The sequence below is a fragment of the Aminobacter aganoensis genome (assembly GCF_014206975.1).
Taxonomy (GTDB): domain Bacteria; phylum Pseudomonadota; class Alphaproteobacteria; order Rhizobiales; family Rhizobiaceae; genus Aminobacter; species Aminobacter aganoensis.
In genome coordinates this window covers 423,494-439,672 of record NZ_JACHOU010000003.1, presented here as the reverse complement: position 1 = coordinate 439,672, position 16,179 = coordinate 423,494, and the positions used below count along the sequence as shown (strand labels likewise).

Here is a 16,179-nt window from a genome sequence, read left to right as displayed (position 1 = left end):
CCCTCTTGTTATTTACATGCAGTCGCGTGGAATAACCTCGTCGTAGATGCGTTCAGCGAAGATCGTGCCCCGCTCATAGGCCTTGACCCAGCCACGGGCGTAGAAATTGTCGCGGTCGCAGCTGATGGTGATTTCGCAATCGAGGCGTGCGTTCCAATCCGGACGCGTCAGCTCCTCATGGCAGGTGACCTGCGTCACACAACTCGCCGGGTCGTTGTCGGTGATCCCATAGATCTTGCGGCGCCAGGAGGTGATCTCGGTGCCGATGTCCTCGAGGACGAAGCGGCCGTCGTCGGACATCGCCGTCAGCTCTGTGCGTTCTGTCGGCAGGTCGGTCGTCAGCGAGCGCAGCTGGCGCGCCGGCTCCTTGACTGTCACCGGACCGGGCTCGGCCCACAGCGCCTCCTCGAAGGCCACCGGCGCCAGGCCGTCCTCGCTGGCAAGGACAGCGAGCTCGAGCCGGCAACCCTTCGGATCGAAGGTCAGCATGGTGCGCTCTGGCGACGGCCAGGCCATCGGCCAATAGGACGAGGAAATCGCCACCCGCAGCCGATGTCCGGCGGGGATGATCTGCGCCACCGGCTTGAAGTCGAGCTCGACGTCCTCGAACTGGCCCGGCGTCAAAGGCGTCGGGAACTCGTGGCTGTGGCGATGCGCCAGATTGAGCAGCGCAAAGGTGATGAAGGTGGACGTGCCATCGGGGGCGACGTCGTTCAGCCTGATGCAGAGCTGCGCCTGCGGCTTGTCCGATGCAACACGCAGCCTGATTTTCGAGATGCCGGCAAGCGGCAGGTCGGCATCCATCGCCGCGCTGTCGAAGCACAACGAACCGCCATCGTCGGCACGCTGGTCGCGCGCGCCTTCGGCCGAAATGCGGCCTTGGCCGTAGGGGCACCATTCCTGCGCCTGGACGCCGGTGGCGAGCGGCGAGGAAATGGCGAGCGTTGTCCCGCCCGCGCCTTGCGTTTCGCCGAGACTGCCGTCACCGTTCAGCCAGTATACTTTGGCGCCGATCTGCCTGGCCGGCCATTGCGGGAAACCCAGCCAGCGGCCCGGCCGGACCTCGATATGCGAATGCGGCCTGGCGTAATCCATCAGATAGAGGCGCATGTCCGGGTCGCTGTCGGCGCCATTGTCGATGCCCTTCAGCCAGTGGTCGAACCAGCGGATGCATTCCTGCAGATAACCGATGGCCGGGCCCGGCACGCCGGCGTTGGGCTCCTTGTGGCCCCAGGGACCGCAAAGCCCCTTGGCCGGCGCATCGAGGTTCTCGACCAGATTGAAAATGGTCTGCGTATATCCGTCGAGATAGCCACCGACCGCCAGCACCGCGCACTCGATCGCGGAGAAGTCCTCGCAGACCGAGCCCTGCTTCCAGAATGCATCGCGGCGCTGGTGCTTCAGCCATTCCGCGGCATGGTTCTTGTGGTCGGCGAGCCGGTTTTTCCACATGTCGCGCCAGCGATCCTCGCCGACGACGGCCGGGTCCGGCGGCAGCGCCGAATAGCTGAACAAAGCTCCGCCCCAGCCGAAATTATCGTTGATGAGCAGGCCGCCATTGTAATGCGCGTCGCAGGCATAGCGGTCGTCGGTCGAACACGCCGTGATGACCGCCTTCAGCTGCGGCGGACGGCGCGCGGCGACCTGCAGGCCGCTGAAGCCGCCCCAACTGATACCGATCATGCCGGCAACGCCGGTGCACCAGGGCTGCGCGCAGAGATGCGCCAGGATCTCCAGTCCGTCATCCTGCTCGCGCTCGACATATTCGTCGTCGAGCAAGCCATCTGAATCACCGCTGCCGGAAATGTCGACGCGGGCGCAGGCATAGCCATGGCCGGCGAAGAAAAGATGCATTTCGTCGTCACCGGTGCGCGTGCCGTCGCGGCGGCGATACGGTATGTATTCGAGGATCACCGGGACGGGAGTGTGTTCGTCTTCCGGCAGGAACAGGCGGGCCGCCAGCCTGCGGCCGTCGGCAAGCGGAATCCAGTGGGTTTCGACTGTTCTGACCCCGGAAATGACGACGCTGGGCATAGGAACTCCGGCTTGGATTGAACGACAATATGATATATTGAATGACCAATCAATATACAAAAGAGAAGGCTTTGCAATGGCGAAACGATCCATCAAGGCGATGCGCCGCGACGAGCTGGTCGACGCCGCGATCGCCGTCGTCGGCGAGCAGGGCATGCCCGGCGCCACCATGGCGATGATCGCCCGGCGCGCCGGCATGTCGGCCGGACTGGTCAACCACTATTTCGGCAGCAAGGAAGAACTCATGGCCTTGGCCATGCGCAATCTGTCGAACCTGTTTCGTCAGGATATACTCAAGCTCGCGCCCACCAACCCGTCGCCGGCGCAACGGTTGAAGGCCATCGTCGACGGCTCCTTCGCGCCACAGCATCTCGGCGTGCCCAAGCGCGCCGTGACCTGGATGCAGTTCATGATCGCAGCGCAGACCGAGCCGCGCATCAGGCATCTCTACCGCCTGACAGGCTCCCGCTTCGTCTCCAACATCCGGTATGCGGTCAAGCGACTGGTTCCACCCGACCAGGTCGATGACATCGTCGATGGCATCGCAGCACTGATCGACGGCTTCTTCTGGCAGAACGCAGGCGAATATATCGAAGAGGACCTGGAACGGGCGCGCAGGATCTGCTGGCGCCACATCTGCTTGCTGATACCCAGCATCGAGCTGTAAGGCGTCCCGCAGGGCCATCCAGGGGGAGCACCCTTCGATCTCAACCGGAGTTCAGCAGCTGCCATGAGTGGGGTGCCGCCGGGCGCATCCTGCGGCGGCTTGATCCGTCGGTCGCTGCGACGCCGCTCGCCCGGCGCATGAAAGGCGCTGTTTTCCGAAAGGGAAGACGGCTGCCATGAGCTGCCGCCTGGGTGCCGCTTCCCAGTTATTGCCGACGCCCTCGCCGAGCTTGCTGACCATGACAGTCCGGCATGCGGCACTGTTGGCGCTCGACGCCATCGGCTAGCTGCTTTCAGAACGCCAGGTTTCGAGACACGATGGCGCTTCCGTTCTTTGCGCGGGCCAGGTCTCGGCGGTCATGGCGTACTGTGGAAGGAAATCGGCAGTATTTGGCGCGCCCGAAAGGATTCGAACCTCTGACCCCCAGATTCGTAGTCTGGTGCTCTATCCAGCTGAGCTACGGGCGCGCAACGGGCCATTGGATGGCCGGGACGCTCCGGTCTATCGACCGCAGCGATTGGCGCTACCTAAAGGCTGGCATGACGAAATGCAAGCCGCTGCCGGCAAAGTTTTTTGGCATCAGGCCGGCCGGCGCAAACCGTTGCGCGCCTCGTCGAGGCGGACCGGCTGGTCGGGGATGGTGACGGCAAAGACGGTGCGGCCGCCATTGCTCTCGACCAGCTCGAGCGAGCCGCCATGCGCGCGCACCAGCTCGTAGGCAATGGCGAGGCCGAGCCCGGTGCCGCCGCTTCTCGCCGAGCCGCGGAAGGCGGCAAAGAGGTTTTCGCGTGCCTTCTGCGGCAGGCCGGGGCCGGTGTCGGCGACGAGGATGCGGCTGACACTGCCCTCGCGCTCGGCATAGACGGTCAGGCGATTGACGATGGCGCTGTCGGCCACGCCGGCCATGGCCTGGACGGCATTGCGGCAGAGGTTGGTCAGCACCCGGAACAGCTGGTCGGGGTCGGCGTCGATCTCGAAGTCGGTGTCGACCGCGTTGAAGAACTCGATGCCCGAGTCGGGCTCGAGGCCGAGCAGGCCATGGACGTCGTCGACCAGCTGGCTGAGCCGCAGGCGGCGGCGCGCCGGGGGCAGCTCCTGGGCGCGGCCATAGGACAGCACATTCTCGGAATAGGCGACGGCGCGGTCGAGAGTGCGCAGCAGCTTCGGCGCAAAGGCCTGGACCGCCGGATCCTTCACCTGCCGCAATCGATCGGACATCAGTTGTGCCGAGGCCAGGATGTTGCGCATGTCATGGTTGATCTTCGACACCGCCAGGCCGAGGTCGGCAAGGTGTTTCTGTTCGTTCAGCATCTTCTGCAGGTGCTGCTGCATCGCCGCCAGCTCGCGTTCGGCGACGCCGATTTCGTCGCCGCGCGCCCCGGTGGGTACAATGACGCCGGCCGGGCTGTCGGGCGCATCGGAAAAGGTCAGCATCGAGCGCGTCATGGCGCGGATCGGGCCGATCATGATGCGGTCGATGGCGGCGTAGACCAGGGCTGCCGTACACAGCGAAATCAAAAGCGAGACGAAGACGATGTAGCGCGCATTGGCCAGCATGGCGCGATGCAGCCGATAGTCAGGGATGACGAGCTCGAATTCCTTCTGGCTCTCGCCGACGGTTCCGAACACGCGCAGCATACGGTTGCCGCCAAACAGCAAGGTGTCGATCGCCGCCGGCATCGAGCTCAGCACGTCCTCCTTGGTGATGTCGATATGCTCGTCGACCTGGGGCGGCATGTCGGTGACCACCAAGAGCCTGGAGACGCCGCCGTCGCGCACCGCGATCGCCTTGGCGCCGATCGCCATCAGCACGTCGTTCTGGGCGGCACGTGACAATGACGTGGGATCGCCCTGGACCAGGATGGCCGCAACCGCAGCGGCGGTCGCCAGACGCTCCTCGAGCCAGCGCAGGCGGTAGGAGGCGATCGAAGGCAGGAAGAACAGGACTTCGGCAAAGAGCACGAAGGCAATTGTCAAGAGCAGCAGCTTGGACGAGAGGCCGCGCGAAAGCGGAACCGAACGGTCCGCTGGTTTTCCGGCATAGGCGCCGGTATCGGCTGCTTCAGTCATGCTGGTCTTTGCTGCAAGTCCACCCTGGGAGCGTGGGGCTCGGCCACTGAGGGCGCGATACGCCTTGCATCCCTTTCCGGCAAAGATAGGCTATTGCAGCGCAGTTGCAAATTCCGCAGTGCAAAAGACAGTCTGTAACCGCGGCGTGGGCGGGCCATCTGGCGGCCCCCGACGGGGTGACGGCAACCGGTGGTGGCAACGGCACCGGCGGATTGACTTCGGGACACCTTCTTTCTATAAGCCCGCACACGCTCGGGACCCGCTTCCGGCGCGGTTTTTGATCGCGTCGAGGCAAGCCGAGCCAAGCTCCTGTTACACAGTGACAGAATCAAGAAGGGCCGCACCCCGCGGTATTAAAACAAATGAAGCGTACCTATCAGCCGTCCAAACTCGTCCGTAAGCGCCGTCACGGTTTCCGTGCCCGCATGGCCACCAAGGGTGGTCGTGGCGTCGTCGCCGCCCGCCGCAACCGCGGCCGCAAGCGGCTCTCCGCCTAAGCCGTGGGCGGGAACCTTGCCCGCTGACGGCAAGCCAGAGGGGTCTGCTCCGCATGGACGCGGCCCCGAACGGCTTCTGAAAAGAAAACAGTTTCTGGCCGTCCGCCGCGGTGACAAGCGGCGCGGGCGGTTTTTTCTCGTCGAGGTCCTGGATCGCGACGACACGGCCGGGCCGCGGGTCGGCTATACCGTCACCAAGAAGGTCGGCAACGCGGTTGTCCGCAATCGTGTCAAACGGCGCATTCGCGAAGCCGTTCGTACACATGCCGCAGGTGACATGGCCGCCGGCAAAGACTATGTGATCGTCGGGCGCGAAGATGTGCTCACCGCCCCGTTCGGCCAGATCACGGCCGAACTCTCTCGGCGCATTCGCGGAACGCGATAAGGGCTTTCGATGGAAAACAACCGTAATTTCTTCATCACCATCGCCTTGTCGGTGCTGATCCTGACGCTCTGGCAGGTGTTCTACATGAACCCCCGCATCGAAACGCAGCGCGAGACCGCGCGGATCGAGGCCGAGCGCGTGGCGCAGGAGCAGAAGGCCGCGCAGCCCGTCGGCACGACGCCCGGCACTGGCACGCCTGCCGCGCCGCAGGCCGGCATTCCCGGCGCGCCGACGACGCAGGCCGCCATTGCCGACCGCGCCCAGGCGATCGCCGCCACGGGCCGCATCGCCATCGACACGCCGAGCCTGAAGGGTTCGATCAACCTGACCGGCGCGCGCATCGACGACATCAGCCTCAAGCACTACCGCGTGACGGTCGAGCCGAATTCGCCGGTCATCGAGTTGCTGAACCCGCAGGCGCTGCCGTCCGGCTTCTACGGCGAGATCGGCTTCGTCGGCAGCGAGGCAACGGGTGCGGTGCCGGGTCCCGACACCGTCTGGACCGCCGAAGGCAACCAAACGCTGACGCCGGCGACGCCGGTGACGCTGACCTACACGAACGACAAGAACCTGACCTTCAAGCGCACCATCGCGGTCGACGAGAACTACATGTTCACGGTGACCGATACGGTGACGAATGCCGGCGGCGCCGACGTCGCGCTGTCCAACTACGGGCGCCTGACCCGCTTCGACAAGCCGCTGCATGCCTCGACCTACGTGCTGCACGAAGGCCTGATCGGCGTGACCGGCACCGAAGGCCTGCAGGAAATCAGCTACAGCACGATCGAGGACGACAAGCAGGTCCTGCCCGGCAAGTCGACCGACGGCTGGCTCGGCATCACCGACAAGTACTGGGCCGCGTCGCTGGTTCCTTCGGGCAAGCAGCCGTTCCAGCCGCGCTTCTCCTATTTCGACGACGGCCGTCCGCGCTACCAGGCCGACTACCTCACCGACCCGATCACGGTCGCGGCCGGCCAGTCGGCTACGGTCGAAACGCTGGTCTTCGCCGGCGCCAAGGAAGTGGCCAAGATCAACGCCTACGAGACGGATCGCCAGATCCGCCAGTTCGAGCTCCTGATCGACTGGGGCTGGTTCTACTTCATCACCAAGCCGATGTTCTGGCTCATCGACAACCTCTACAAGCTGCTCGGCAATTTCGGCCTGGCGATCCTCGCCACCACCGTCATCGTCAAGGCCATCTTCTTCCCGCTCGCCAACAAGTCGTACAAGTCGATGGCGAACATGAAGATGGTGCAGCCGAAGATGCTGGAAATCCGCGAGAAGTACGCGGACGACAAGATGAAACAGCAACAGGCGATGATGGAGCTGTACAAGACCGAGAAGATCAATCCGCTCGCCGGCTGCTGGCCGGTGCTGATCCAGATTCCGGTGTTCTTCGCGCTCTACAAGGTGCTCTACGTCACCATCGAAATGCGCCACGCGCCGTTCTTCGGCTGGATCCACGATCTGGCGGCGCCCGATCCGACGTCGATCTTCAACCTGTTCGGCCTGCTGCCATGGGGCGTGCCCGCCTTCCTGATGATCGGCGTATGGCCGCTGATCATGGGCGTGACCATGTTCCTGCAGATGCGCATGAACCCGACGCCTCCGGATCCGACCCAGGCGATGATCTTCACCTGGATGCCGATCCTGTTCACCTTCATGCTGGCGTCGTTCCCGGCGGGCCTCGTCATCTACTGGGCGTGGAACAACTCGCTGTCGATCCTGCAGCAGGGCGTGATCATGAAGCGCCAGGGCGCCAAGATCGAGCTGTGGGACAACCTCATGGCGCTGTTCAAGAAGAAACCGACACCGGCCGAATAGGCCGGATGCTGGCGATGCAACAAAAGGCCCCGGAATTTCCGGGGCCTTTTTCTTTGCAGGGTCGGCGATGCCGCTGAAACTCTTTCGACGGATGCCGCGTATCTCGAAGATGCCTGCAGGCGCGAGCTTGCGGGGTGGCGGTGTCTGACCTCCCCCCGGTCAGCAACGAACCGTCTCGGCAAGGCCGGGGTCCCGCTGTCCCTTGCGGGACCCCGGTTGCCGCGAGAAATCGCAACCAAGAATTCAAGTATTCCCGCAATGATCGGGTGAAGAAGGTATGGCGCGGCGATGTCATCGCGCCGCACCGCGCTATACTGTCACCTTATCCGCATCAATATGGACGCCGCGCCATGCTGGGACCGAACCCCTCGATCAAGCACCCGATGCCGATGCACAAGCGCGTCGGCTTCCTGAAGGCCCTTGTCGACGCCGAGAACATCGAGGTCGGCGACTTCACCTACTATGACGATCCCGAAGGGCCGGACCTCTTCCAGACCAAATGCGTGCTGCACCACTACCCCTTCATCGGCGACAAGCTGATCATCGGCAAGTTCTGCGCCATCGCCGAGGGCGCGCGCTTCATCATGAACGGCGCCAACCATGCCATGTCCGGCTTCTCGACCTATCCGTTCAACATCTTCGGCCATGGCTGGGACGAGGGTTTCGACGTCGCCACCTGGCAGCAGGAGGTGCGCGGCGACACGGTGATCGGCAATGACGTTTGGATCGGCATGGAAGCGGTGATCCTGCCGGGCGTCCATATCGGCCACGGCGCGATCATTGCTGCGAAATCGGTTGTCAGCAGGCACGTACCGCCTTATGCGATCGTAGCCGGCAATCCTTCGGTCGCGGTCAAGAAGCGGTTCGACGACAAGACCATCGAACGGCTGCTTGCGATTGCCTGGTGGGATTGGCCGGTGGACAAGATAGGCCGCAACCTCAACGCCATTCGCGGCTCCGATATTTCTCTGCTGGAGGCAGCGGTTTGAACGACCAGACAAGACCCGCAGCACCGGTGGACGCCGAGCTGTTCAAGCGCCCGTGGATCTTCATCCGCGGCGTGCCCGCCATGAAGTTCCTGCCGCCGGAGGGGCCACCCGAGATCGCCTTTGCCGGCCGCTCGAATGTCGGCAAGTCGTCGCTGATCAACGGCCTGGTGCGGCAGAGCGGGCTGGCGCGCACGTCGAACACGCCGGGACGCACGCAGGAGCTCAACTATTTCGTGCCCGACGGCTATTCCGGCGCGGCGGGCGACCTGCCGCCGATGGCGCTGGTCGACATGCCGGGCTACGGCTATGCCCAGGCCCCCAAGGAACAGGTCGACGCCTGGACCAGGCTGGTGTTCGACTATCTGCGCGGCCGGGTGACGCTCAAGCGCGTCTACCTGCTGATCGATTCGCGCCACGGCATCAAGAAGAACGACGAGGAAGTGCTGACCCTGCTCGACAAGGCGGCGATCTCCTACCAGATCATCCTGACCAAGACCGACAAGATCAAGGCTGCCGGCGTGCCGAGGCTGATCGAGGAAACGCTTCTCAAGATCAAGAAGCGGGCAGCGGCGTTCCCTGTGGTACTGGCCACGTCTTCGGAAAAGAACGAAGGTATGGACGAACTGCGCGAGGCAATCGCCCTGGTGGTCAACGGCGGTTAGGCCGTCGCCGGCCTGAAGCCCAGCGCCAGGCCATTGATGCAGTGACGCTTGCCGGTCGGCGGCGGGCCGTCGTTGAAGATGTGGCCGAAATGGCCGCCGCAGCGGCGGCAATGCACTTCGGTGCGGGTCATCAGCAGGGAGCTGTCGGCCTTGGTGCCGACGGCATCGGGCAGCGCCTGCCAGAAGCTCGGCCATCCGGTGCCGGAATCGAACTTGGTGTCCGAGGCATAGGCAGCGAGATCGCAGCCGGCGCAATGGAACGTGCCCTTGCGGTGCTCATCGAGCAGCGGGCTGGTCCATGGCCGCTCGGTGTCTTCCCGGCGCAACACGGCAAACTGGGCATCGGAAAGGACGGCACGCCATTGCGCATCCGTCCTGGTGATCTCGAAGCTCTCGGCCAATGCCGGGCCGGCCACGGTCAATCGCCTGGAAACGGCGAAACCGGCAACTACGGCCATCGCAGCACTGCCCAGCAGGAACGAACGGCGGTCCATGGCACTCCTCCTGTCCGACCTTAGGCCGGTGCCGCATCACGGCGAAATCAACAGGGCTTGAGGGGCCGAAGCCGAAGAGCCCGCGGGTCAAAAAACGTGCCCCGCAACGGTGACCGTTGCGGGGCGCATCGTCGATTGCGCGAGAGACAGCGAAGTTCCGCGCGACAAAGCCTGGCTCACATCTTGGGCAGCAGCACCTTGTCGATGACATGGATGACGCCATTCGACTGTTCGACATTGGCGATGGTGACGTTGGCGACGTTGCCGTTCTCGTCCTCGACCGTGACCTTGTCGCCGTCATACTTGGCGGTCCAGGTGCAGCCGCCGACGGTCTTGACCGGGTGGGCGCCCTTGTCGTCGTCGACCATCTTCTTGATGTTGGCCGCCATCGCCTTGGCGGCGACGACGTGGCAGGTCAGGATCTTGGTCAGTTGATCCTTGTTCTCGGGCTTGAGCAGGTTCTCGACGGTGCCGGCCGGCAAGGCGGCGAAGGCCTCGTTGGTCGGCGCGAAGACCGTGAACGGCCCCTTGCCCTGCAGCGTCTCGACCAGGCCGGCAGCCTTGACCGCAGCGACGAGCGTGGTGTGATCCTTCGAGTTGACCGCGTTCTCGACGATGTTCTTGTCGGCAAACATCGCCGCACCGCCAACCATCGGGTTCTCGGCATGGGCCATCGTTGCGAGAGCAGAGAAAGCGCCGGCAAGCAAAGCGAGAGAGATCTTACGCATATCGTAACTCCTTGGGGTTGTTTCCCTAGATGGAAAGGCACAAGGAATTACGGTCCGGGTCTCCAACAGTTTCACAAAAAGACAGAAATATCTGAATAAAATCAGTATGTTATTTATCGAAACCTTGTAGATACGGAGATGGGCGCGGATAAGTTTCGGCCGCTCCGGTTTTCCGCGACGTTTTTCAGATTTCCCGGAGATCGCCGGCCGCAACGACAGGGCCGGTGGGCTGGCCGGTCGGCGAACCGCCGGTCGGTTCCAGGCTGACTGCCAGCACGGCGCCGGCTGCCAGCTTGTCGCGCATGTCTTCCTTGACCGGCATCTTCATCGTGGCGCCGACCGGAATGACGCCCATCGACACGGGCGGGTTGCTGCCTTCGATCATCCAGAGCTCGAAGTCCTTGCCGCTGCCGCGCTCGCCGGCGACATGGGACAGGCCGACCTCGCCGGTGGCGGCGTCGTACATGACCATGTACTTGACGTCGCTGCCGTCGGCGGCAAGCGATGCCACCATGCGCTCCTGCGGCACGTCGACCGGCGGGTTGAGCATGGGCACGGCAACATAGATCGCCAGCGCGGCCACGGCAGCGGTTGCGAGACCGCGCCAGAAGGCAAGGCTCGACCACAGCCCGGCAGGCTGCCCGGAGGCGGAGCGCGCGGTTGTGGAGAACAATCTCGCGTCGATCGCCTGCTTGACCGAGGCCGGCGCCTCGACCTCGGGATAGGCCGCACCCAGCGGGGCGAACCGCACCTCCCATTCGTCGACGAGGCGGGCGAAGCCAGGCTCGCCGTCGATGCGGACACTGGCCTGGCGGCGCTCGTCGGCAGGCAGGACGCCGAGAACGTATTCGGCGGCGACGATGTCGTCGCCTCCACGTTCCGGTCCATTGTCTTCCGCGAGCGTCATCTTTCCAGACATTCCCTAAGCTTCAACAGGCTGCGGCGCAGCCATGTCCGCATGGTGTTGAGCGGCACGCCGTGGCGTTCCGCGAGTTCGGCATAGCTCTCGCCCTTGAGATAGGCGCCGCGGACTGCGGCCGCCCGGTCCTTCTCCAGTTCCTCGAGGCAGCCGTGGATGCGCCCGGCTTCGTCGCCCGCCACCGCGGCCGCCTCCGGTCCCGGCGCGGGATCGGCAATTTCAAGCGCCTCGTCGATGGCGAGGGGCGCCTGGCGCCGCGCCCGGATACGATCGATCGCATGATTGCGCGCGATTGCCACAAGCCACGAGATGGGGCTGAGGTCGGAGGCGGCAAACCGGTCGGCCTTCGTCCAGATCTTGACGAAGACCTCCTGCAGCGCTTCCTCGGCTTCCGCCCTGTCGTTCAATACACGCAGGCAGACGCCGAAAAGTTTCGAGCTCGTCTGCCGGTAGAGCAGATCGAAGGCACCGCGGTCCTTCATCGAGGTCCGCACGATAAGTTTGGTGATGTCCTGCGGCGTCATTGTCGTCACGTTACGTTGCGGCAGGCGAATTGCAACCGCTGTTTAGATCGCACCGCCCCCTGCAACCGATTTCGAAGCGCGGGAGGCACGGCGCGAGGGCCATCGAACCATTTGCCCCCTGCCCGGTTTCCGGCTAAGACCGCGCCGACCTTTTCCACCGATCCGGGACCATGCCGATGACGACGAACGTCGCCGCCACCGCCGAAATGCAGGCAGCCCTGCTTTCAGCAGCCCTGCCCTACATGCAGCGCTACGAAAACAAGACCGTCGTCGTGAAATATGGCGGCCACGCCATGGGCGACGTGACGCTCGGCCGCGCCTTTGCCCGCGACATCGCTTTACTGAAGCAGTCGGGCGTCAACCCGATCGTCGTGCATGGCGGCGGCCCGCAGATCGGCGCCATGCTCAACAAGATGGGCATCGAATCGAAGTTCGAGGGCGGCCTGCGCGTCACCGACCAGAAGACCGTCGAGATCGTCGAGATGGTGCTGGCCGGCTCGATCAACAAGGAGATCGTCGCGCTGATCAACGCCGAGGGCGAATGGGCCATCGGCCTGTGCGGCAAGGACGGCAACATGGTCTTCGCCGAAAAGGCCAAGAAGACCATGATCGACCCCGATTCGAACATCGAAAGGGTGCTCGATCTCGGCTTCGTCGGCGAGCCGGTCGAAGTCGACCGCACGCTGCTTGATCTTTTGGCCCGCTCCGAGATGATCCCGGTGCTGGCGCCCGTCGCCCCGGGACGCGACGGCCACACCTACAACATCAACGCCGACACCTTCGCCGGTGCCATAGCGGGTGCAGTCAAGGCATCGCGGCTGCTGTTCCTGACCGACGTGCCGGGCGTGCTCGACAAGGACAAGAGGCTGATCGACGAGCTGACGGTCTCCGATGCCAAGGCGCTGATCAAGGACGGCACGATCTCGGGCGGCATGATCCCCAAGGTCGAGACCTGCATCGAGGCGATCGAGCGCGGCGTCGAAGGCGTCGTCATCCTCAACGGCAAGACGCCGCATTCGGTGCTGCTTGAGCTGTTCACCGAGCACGGTGCGGGCACGCTGATCGTTCCGTAGGCGGAGGAAAACTGCTGCTCCAGTGGGCAAAGACAGGCCGGCTTCTGCCGGCCTTGCCGTTTGTCAGCCACGCCCCGGTGTTCACGAAGCATTGACCCGGCCCGGCTTTCATTTTCCCCGCGTTGACGCACACTGATTTCCGGGTCCCTCGGACATCGAACCATGCTGGCTGCGCTGGCGCTGATGCTGTGCACGAGCTGCGAACTGCCTGCCACGCCGGTCATCGGCGTGGATGCCGGAACGGTGGACGTCGAACTGGTGCTGGCCGTCGATGTTTCGAGCTCGATGGACGCAGGCGAGTTCGCCCTCCAGCGCGCCGGCTACGTCAAGGCGCTGCGCCACCCCGACTTCATCAATGCCGTCTTGTCGGGATCGAAAGGCCGCATAGCGGTGACCTATTTCGAATGGGCGGGAACCGTCCAGCAGGAATCGGTAATACCGTGGCAGGTCATCGACAGCCGCGACAGCGCCGAAGCCTTCGCAGCCAAGCTTGCCATCATGCCGATCGAAGGCTCCGGCGGCACCTCGATCTCGAATGCCGTGGCGTTCGGCGCAAGGCTGCTGCAGCACAACGACTTCAGTGGCGAAAAGAAGGTCATCGACATCTCGGGCGACGGACCGAACAACACCGGGGCGCCGGTGGAGATCGCCCGCAACAACGCGGTTGCGAAAGGCATCGTCATCAACGGCCTGCCGATCCTCGTGCGGCCGACGGGAAGCCTCGAAGACATCGACCGCTACTACGCCGAATGCGTGACCGGCGGGCCGGGTTCATTCGTCCTGCCTATCCGCCTCGCGACCGAGTTCATCACCGCGATCCGCCGCAAGCTGATTCTCGAAGTCAGCGGCGTCACCGATGCACCCGAGATGCTGAACATCCAGGCGACGGAACCCGTCAACTGCCTCGTCGGCGAGCGCTACCGGCTCGTCTATCCCGAACAGTAGCCACTGCCCTACCCCCTGAGATGCCCCAGCGGGACGTGGCCGGGACCCTTGATGTTCTGCAGCACCAGCTGGGTGTGGACGTCGCGCACGCCTTGCAGGCGCATCAGCCGGTGCATGACGAAGGCGTTGAGGTCGTCGACACTGGGCACCATGACGTGCAGCAGGAAGTCGTAGTCGCCGGTCATCGTCCAGCAGGCCGAGACCTCGTCCATACGCTGCACGGCAGCGATGAACTTCTCCGGCGAATCGTCGCTGTGACTGACCAGCCTGACCTGGACGAAGACTTCGACCATGAGGCCAACCGCCCGACGGCCGATGCGGGCTGTAAAACCCTTGATGACGCCGGCTTCCTGCAGCGCCTCGAAGCGCCGGGCGCAAGGCGTGTTGGAGAGACCGATCTCCTGCGCGATTTCCGAGACCGGCTTGCGCCCGTCGCGCTGGAGAATGTCGAGCATCTTGATCTCGAACTCGTCGAACTGAGGCATTTTCACTCCCCATGCGATATTTACAGGGCAACATACCTCAATTCTCATACTCATGCGCGCAAAGAAGTGAATTCCGCTCAAACGCCGCGGTTATGATTCTGCATCGAAACCATGTTCTCGGGAGGTTCAGACCATGGGCATCAGCGTTCAGGACTACGCGCAGGAATGTGCGGCCCAGGGGTTGCGCGGCGACTACACGGTCTGCCGCCCCGATTTCACCGCCGAGCAGAAATACGACTACAGCGCCGCCGAGCAGGACGTCTGGCGCACATTGTGCGACCGCCAGACCAGGCTGACCCAGCGGCTGGCGCACAAATCCTATCTCGACGGCATGTCAGCGCTCGACCTCGTCGACCGCATCCCGGATTTCCACGACGTCAGCGAGAAGCTGCGCAAGCTCTCCGGCTGGGAAATCGTCGCGGTGCCCGGGCTGATCCCGGCACAGCCGTTCTTCGACCATCTCGCCAATCGCCGCTTTCCCGTCACCAACTGGCTGAGGACGCGCGAAGAGCTCGACTACATCGTCGAACCCGACATGTTCCACGATTTCTTCGGCCACGTGCCGGTGCTGAGCCAGCCGGTGTTCGGCGACTTCATGCAGATGTATGGCGAGAAAGCCGGCGACCTGATCGCGCTGGGCGGCGACGAAATGACCACCCGGCTCTACTGGTACACGGCCGAATACGGCCTGATGCAGGAGGCCGGCCAGCCGCTGAAGGCATTCGGCGCCGGCCTGATGTCGTCCTTCACCGAACTGCAGTTCGCCGTCGAAAGCGCCGACGCGCACCAGGTGCCGTTCGACATCGAAACGGTGATGCGCACAGTCTACGAGATCGACAAGTTCCAGCGCGCCTATTTCGTGCTGCCGTCGTTCGACGTGCTCCGCGACGCGTTCCAGAACTCCGACCTGGCCGGCATCATCAAGCGCTGGAAGGACGAGCCGCCGCTCGACCCGGCGACAATCTAGGGAGGCTAGCCGACGGCCAGCAGCACCAGGATGCCGCCGACGATCAGCACGCAACCGGCGATCTCCAGCCGGTTGATGCGCTCGCGGAAGAAGAAGACGCTCGAGGCAAAGGTAAACAGCATCTCGATCTGGGCCAGCGACTTGACGATCGCCGCCTGCTGCAGCGTCATTGCCATGAACCAGCCGAAGGAGGCCGAGGCGCCGACAAGGCCAGTGAACAATGCCGGCCGCCACGCCTTGGCGATGCGCGGCAGCTCGTCGCGCTCCCTCCAGACGATCCAGGCCAGCATGAGCAGCGTCTGGAAGACGATGACGACGGCGAGCGTGACCGCTGCCTGCATCATGAAATTCGGCCCGCCGAGCGCCAGCGACGCGGCGCGATAGGCGACCGCCGAGATGCCGAAGCAGGTGCCTGAGGCAAGGCCGATCAGCGCGTTGCGGCTGAGCACCGAGGTCACCAGCGTGCGGGCGGTGAAGGCGGTATGCGCGACCGAGATCAGCATGACGCCGAAGACGCTGATGGCGATGGCGGCGATGGCGCCGGCCGTTGCCCTCTCGCCGAGGAACAGCAGGCCGAACAGCGCCGCCTGCGCCGGCTCGGTACGCGAATAGGCGGTGCCGACGGCGAAGTTGCGGAACGAAAACAGGTGGATCAACAGGAAGGTCGCGGCGATCTGGCCGACGCCGCCGAGCACGGCCCAGGCGAAGAACGTGCCGTTCAGCCGAGGCAGCTCGTAGCCGACGACGAAATGCAGCACTCCGACGAAGGCAAGCGCGAAGGGAAAACCGAAACCGAAACGGACGAAGGTGGCACCGGTGGTGCCCATCACGCCCTTCAGGTGCTTCTGCACCACCGACCGCAGATTCTGCAGGAAGGCGGCGGCAATGGTGATGGGTATCCAGAGTTCCATGGAAA

General features: G+C 64.0%; 17 protein-coding genes and 1 tRNA gene. 9 read left to right on the top strand and 9 right to left on the bottom strand.

Annotated elements, in window-relative coordinates; all coding sequences use genetic code 11:
• Nucleotides 1–12: 12 nt before the first annotated feature.
• Nucleotides 13–2,034 carry a CocE/NonD family hydrolase gene (locus GGR00_RS09765; RefSeq protein WP_055980561.1) on the bottom strand — a complete coding sequence of 674 codons (2,022 nt, stop codon included), beginning with the start codon at nucleotides 2,032–2,034 and terminating at the stop codon, nucleotides 13–15.
• 76 nt (nucleotides 2,035–2,110) lie between these two features.
• Here GGR00_RS09765 and betI point away from each other — a divergent pair, with 76 nt between their 5' ends.
• The gene (betI, locus tag GGR00_RS09760) at nucleotides 2,111–2,701 is read left to right on the top strand and encodes a transcriptional regulator BetI (protein ID WP_055980564.1); all 591 of its coding nucleotides are present in this window, start codon (nucleotides 2,111–2,113) and stop codon (nucleotides 2,699–2,701) included.
• Nucleotides 2,702–3,091: 390 nt separating this feature from the next.
• Here the strand turns inward: betI and GGR00_RS09755 are convergent.
• Both GGR00_RS09755 and GGR00_RS09750 read right to left on the bottom strand, forming a co-directional pair.
• Nucleotides 3,092–3,168 (bottom strand) — tRNA-Arg (locus GGR00_RS09755).
• Between the two features lie 112 nt (nucleotides 3,169–3,280).
• A complete protein-coding gene (locus tag GGR00_RS09750) occupies nucleotides 3,281–4,771 on the bottom strand; it encodes a sensor histidine kinase (RefSeq protein WP_055980567.1) in 1,491 nt (496 codons plus the stop codon).
• A gap of 362 nt (nucleotides 4,772–5,133) precedes the next feature.
• Between GGR00_RS09750 and rpmH the strand changes: the two genes are divergently transcribed.
• From rpmH to yihA, 5 genes are all read left to right on the top strand, one after another.
• Nucleotides 5,134–5,268, top strand: a complete 135-nt coding sequence (gene rpmH, locus GGR00_RS09745; RefSeq protein ID WP_008833937.1) for a 50S ribosomal protein L34 — start codon at nucleotides 5,134–5,136, stop codon at nucleotides 5,266–5,268.
• A 16-nt stretch (nucleotides 5,269–5,284) separates the two neighbouring features.
• Entirely contained in the window at nucleotides 5,285–5,653 is a 369-nt protein-coding gene (rnpA, locus tag GGR00_RS09740; RefSeq protein WP_055980570.1) for a ribonuclease P protein component, read from the top strand.
• 9 nt (nucleotides 5,654–5,662) lie between these two features.
• Nucleotides 5,663–7,477 (top strand): membrane protein insertase YidC, encoded by a 1,815-nt coding sequence (yidC, locus tag GGR00_RS09735; RefSeq protein ID WP_184699337.1) that lies wholly within the window; start codon nucleotides 5,663–5,665, stop codon nucleotides 7,475–7,477.
• A 350-nt stretch (nucleotides 7,478–7,827) separates the two neighbouring features.
• On the top strand, nucleotides 7,828–8,466 hold the full coding sequence (locus GGR00_RS09730; protein WP_055981013.1) for a CatB-related O-acetyltransferase: 639 nt from the start codon (nucleotides 7,828–7,830) through the stop codon (nucleotides 8,464–8,466).
• Nucleotides 8,463–9,128 carry a ribosome biogenesis GTP-binding protein YihA/YsxC gene (gene yihA / locus GGR00_RS09725; RefSeq protein ID WP_082496711.1) on the top strand — a complete coding sequence of 222 codons (666 nt, stop codon included), beginning with the start codon at nucleotides 8,463–8,465 and terminating at the stop codon, nucleotides 9,126–9,128. The genes GGR00_RS09730 and yihA overlap by 4 nt, the downstream gene beginning before the upstream one ends.
• On the opposite strand, the gene msrB is transcribed toward yihA, so the two are convergent.
• The 4 genes from msrB to GGR00_RS09705 form a co-directional block, all read right to left on the bottom strand.
• Complete coding sequence (gene msrB / locus GGR00_RS09720) at nucleotides 9,125–9,622, bottom strand: peptide-methionine (R)-S-oxide reductase MsrB (protein WP_184699336.1); 498 nt, start codon at nucleotides 9,620–9,622, stop codon at nucleotides 9,125–9,127. The genes yihA and msrB overlap by 4 nt on opposite strands.
• A 176-nt stretch (nucleotides 9,623–9,798) precedes the next feature.
• Complete coding sequence (locus GGR00_RS09715) at nucleotides 9,799–10,350, bottom strand: fasciclin domain-containing protein (protein WP_184699335.1); 552 nt, start codon at nucleotides 10,348–10,350, stop codon at nucleotides 9,799–9,801.
• A gap of 184 nt (nucleotides 10,351–10,534) precedes the next feature.
• The gene (locus GGR00_RS09710) at nucleotides 10,535–11,257 is read right to left on the bottom strand and encodes an anti-sigma factor (protein WP_184699334.1); all 723 of its coding nucleotides are present in this window, start codon (nucleotides 11,255–11,257) and stop codon (nucleotides 10,535–10,537) included.
• Nucleotides 11,254–11,793: a sigma-70 family RNA polymerase sigma factor gene (locus GGR00_RS09705; protein WP_055980590.1), complete on the bottom strand. Its 540-nt coding sequence runs from the start codon at nucleotides 11,791–11,793 to the stop codon at nucleotides 11,254–11,256. Before GGR00_RS09705 ends, GGR00_RS09710 begins: the two co-directional genes overlap by 4 nt.
• Nucleotides 11,794–11,963: 170 nt before the next feature.
• Between GGR00_RS09705 and argB the strand changes: the two genes are divergently transcribed.
• Both argB and GGR00_RS09695 read left to right on the top strand, forming a co-directional pair.
• Nucleotides 11,964–12,866, top strand: a complete 903-nt coding sequence (gene argB, locus GGR00_RS09700; RefSeq protein WP_184117402.1) for an acetylglutamate kinase — start codon at nucleotides 11,964–11,966, stop codon at nucleotides 12,864–12,866.
• Between the two features lie 162 nt (nucleotides 12,867–13,028).
• Nucleotides 13,029–13,811 (top strand): DUF1194 domain-containing protein, encoded by a 783-nt coding sequence (locus tag GGR00_RS09695; RefSeq protein WP_184699333.1) that lies wholly within the window; start codon nucleotides 13,029–13,031, stop codon nucleotides 13,809–13,811.
• A gap of 8 nt (nucleotides 13,812–13,819) precedes the next feature.
• On the opposite strand, the gene GGR00_RS09690 is transcribed toward GGR00_RS09695, so the two are convergent.
• On the bottom strand, nucleotides 13,820–14,296 hold the full coding sequence (locus GGR00_RS09690) for an Lrp/AsnC family transcriptional regulator (RefSeq protein WP_184699332.1): 477 nt from the start codon (nucleotides 14,294–14,296) through the stop codon (nucleotides 13,820–13,822).
• Nucleotides 14,297–14,429: 133 nt separating this feature from the next.
• On the opposite strand from GGR00_RS09690, the gene phhA reads away from it, so the two are divergent.
• Nucleotides 14,430–15,263 (top strand): phenylalanine 4-monooxygenase, encoded by an 834-nt coding sequence (gene phhA / locus GGR00_RS09685; protein WP_184699331.1) that lies wholly within the window; start codon nucleotides 14,430–14,432, stop codon nucleotides 15,261–15,263.
• A 5-nt stretch (nucleotides 15,264–15,268) separates the two neighbouring features.
• On the opposite strand, the gene GGR00_RS09680 is transcribed toward phhA, so the two are convergent.
• Nucleotides 15,269–16,174, bottom strand: a complete 906-nt coding sequence (locus GGR00_RS09680; RefSeq protein ID WP_184699330.1) for a DMT family transporter — start codon at nucleotides 16,172–16,174, stop codon at nucleotides 15,269–15,271.
• Nucleotides 16,175–16,179: the final 5 nt, after the last annotated feature.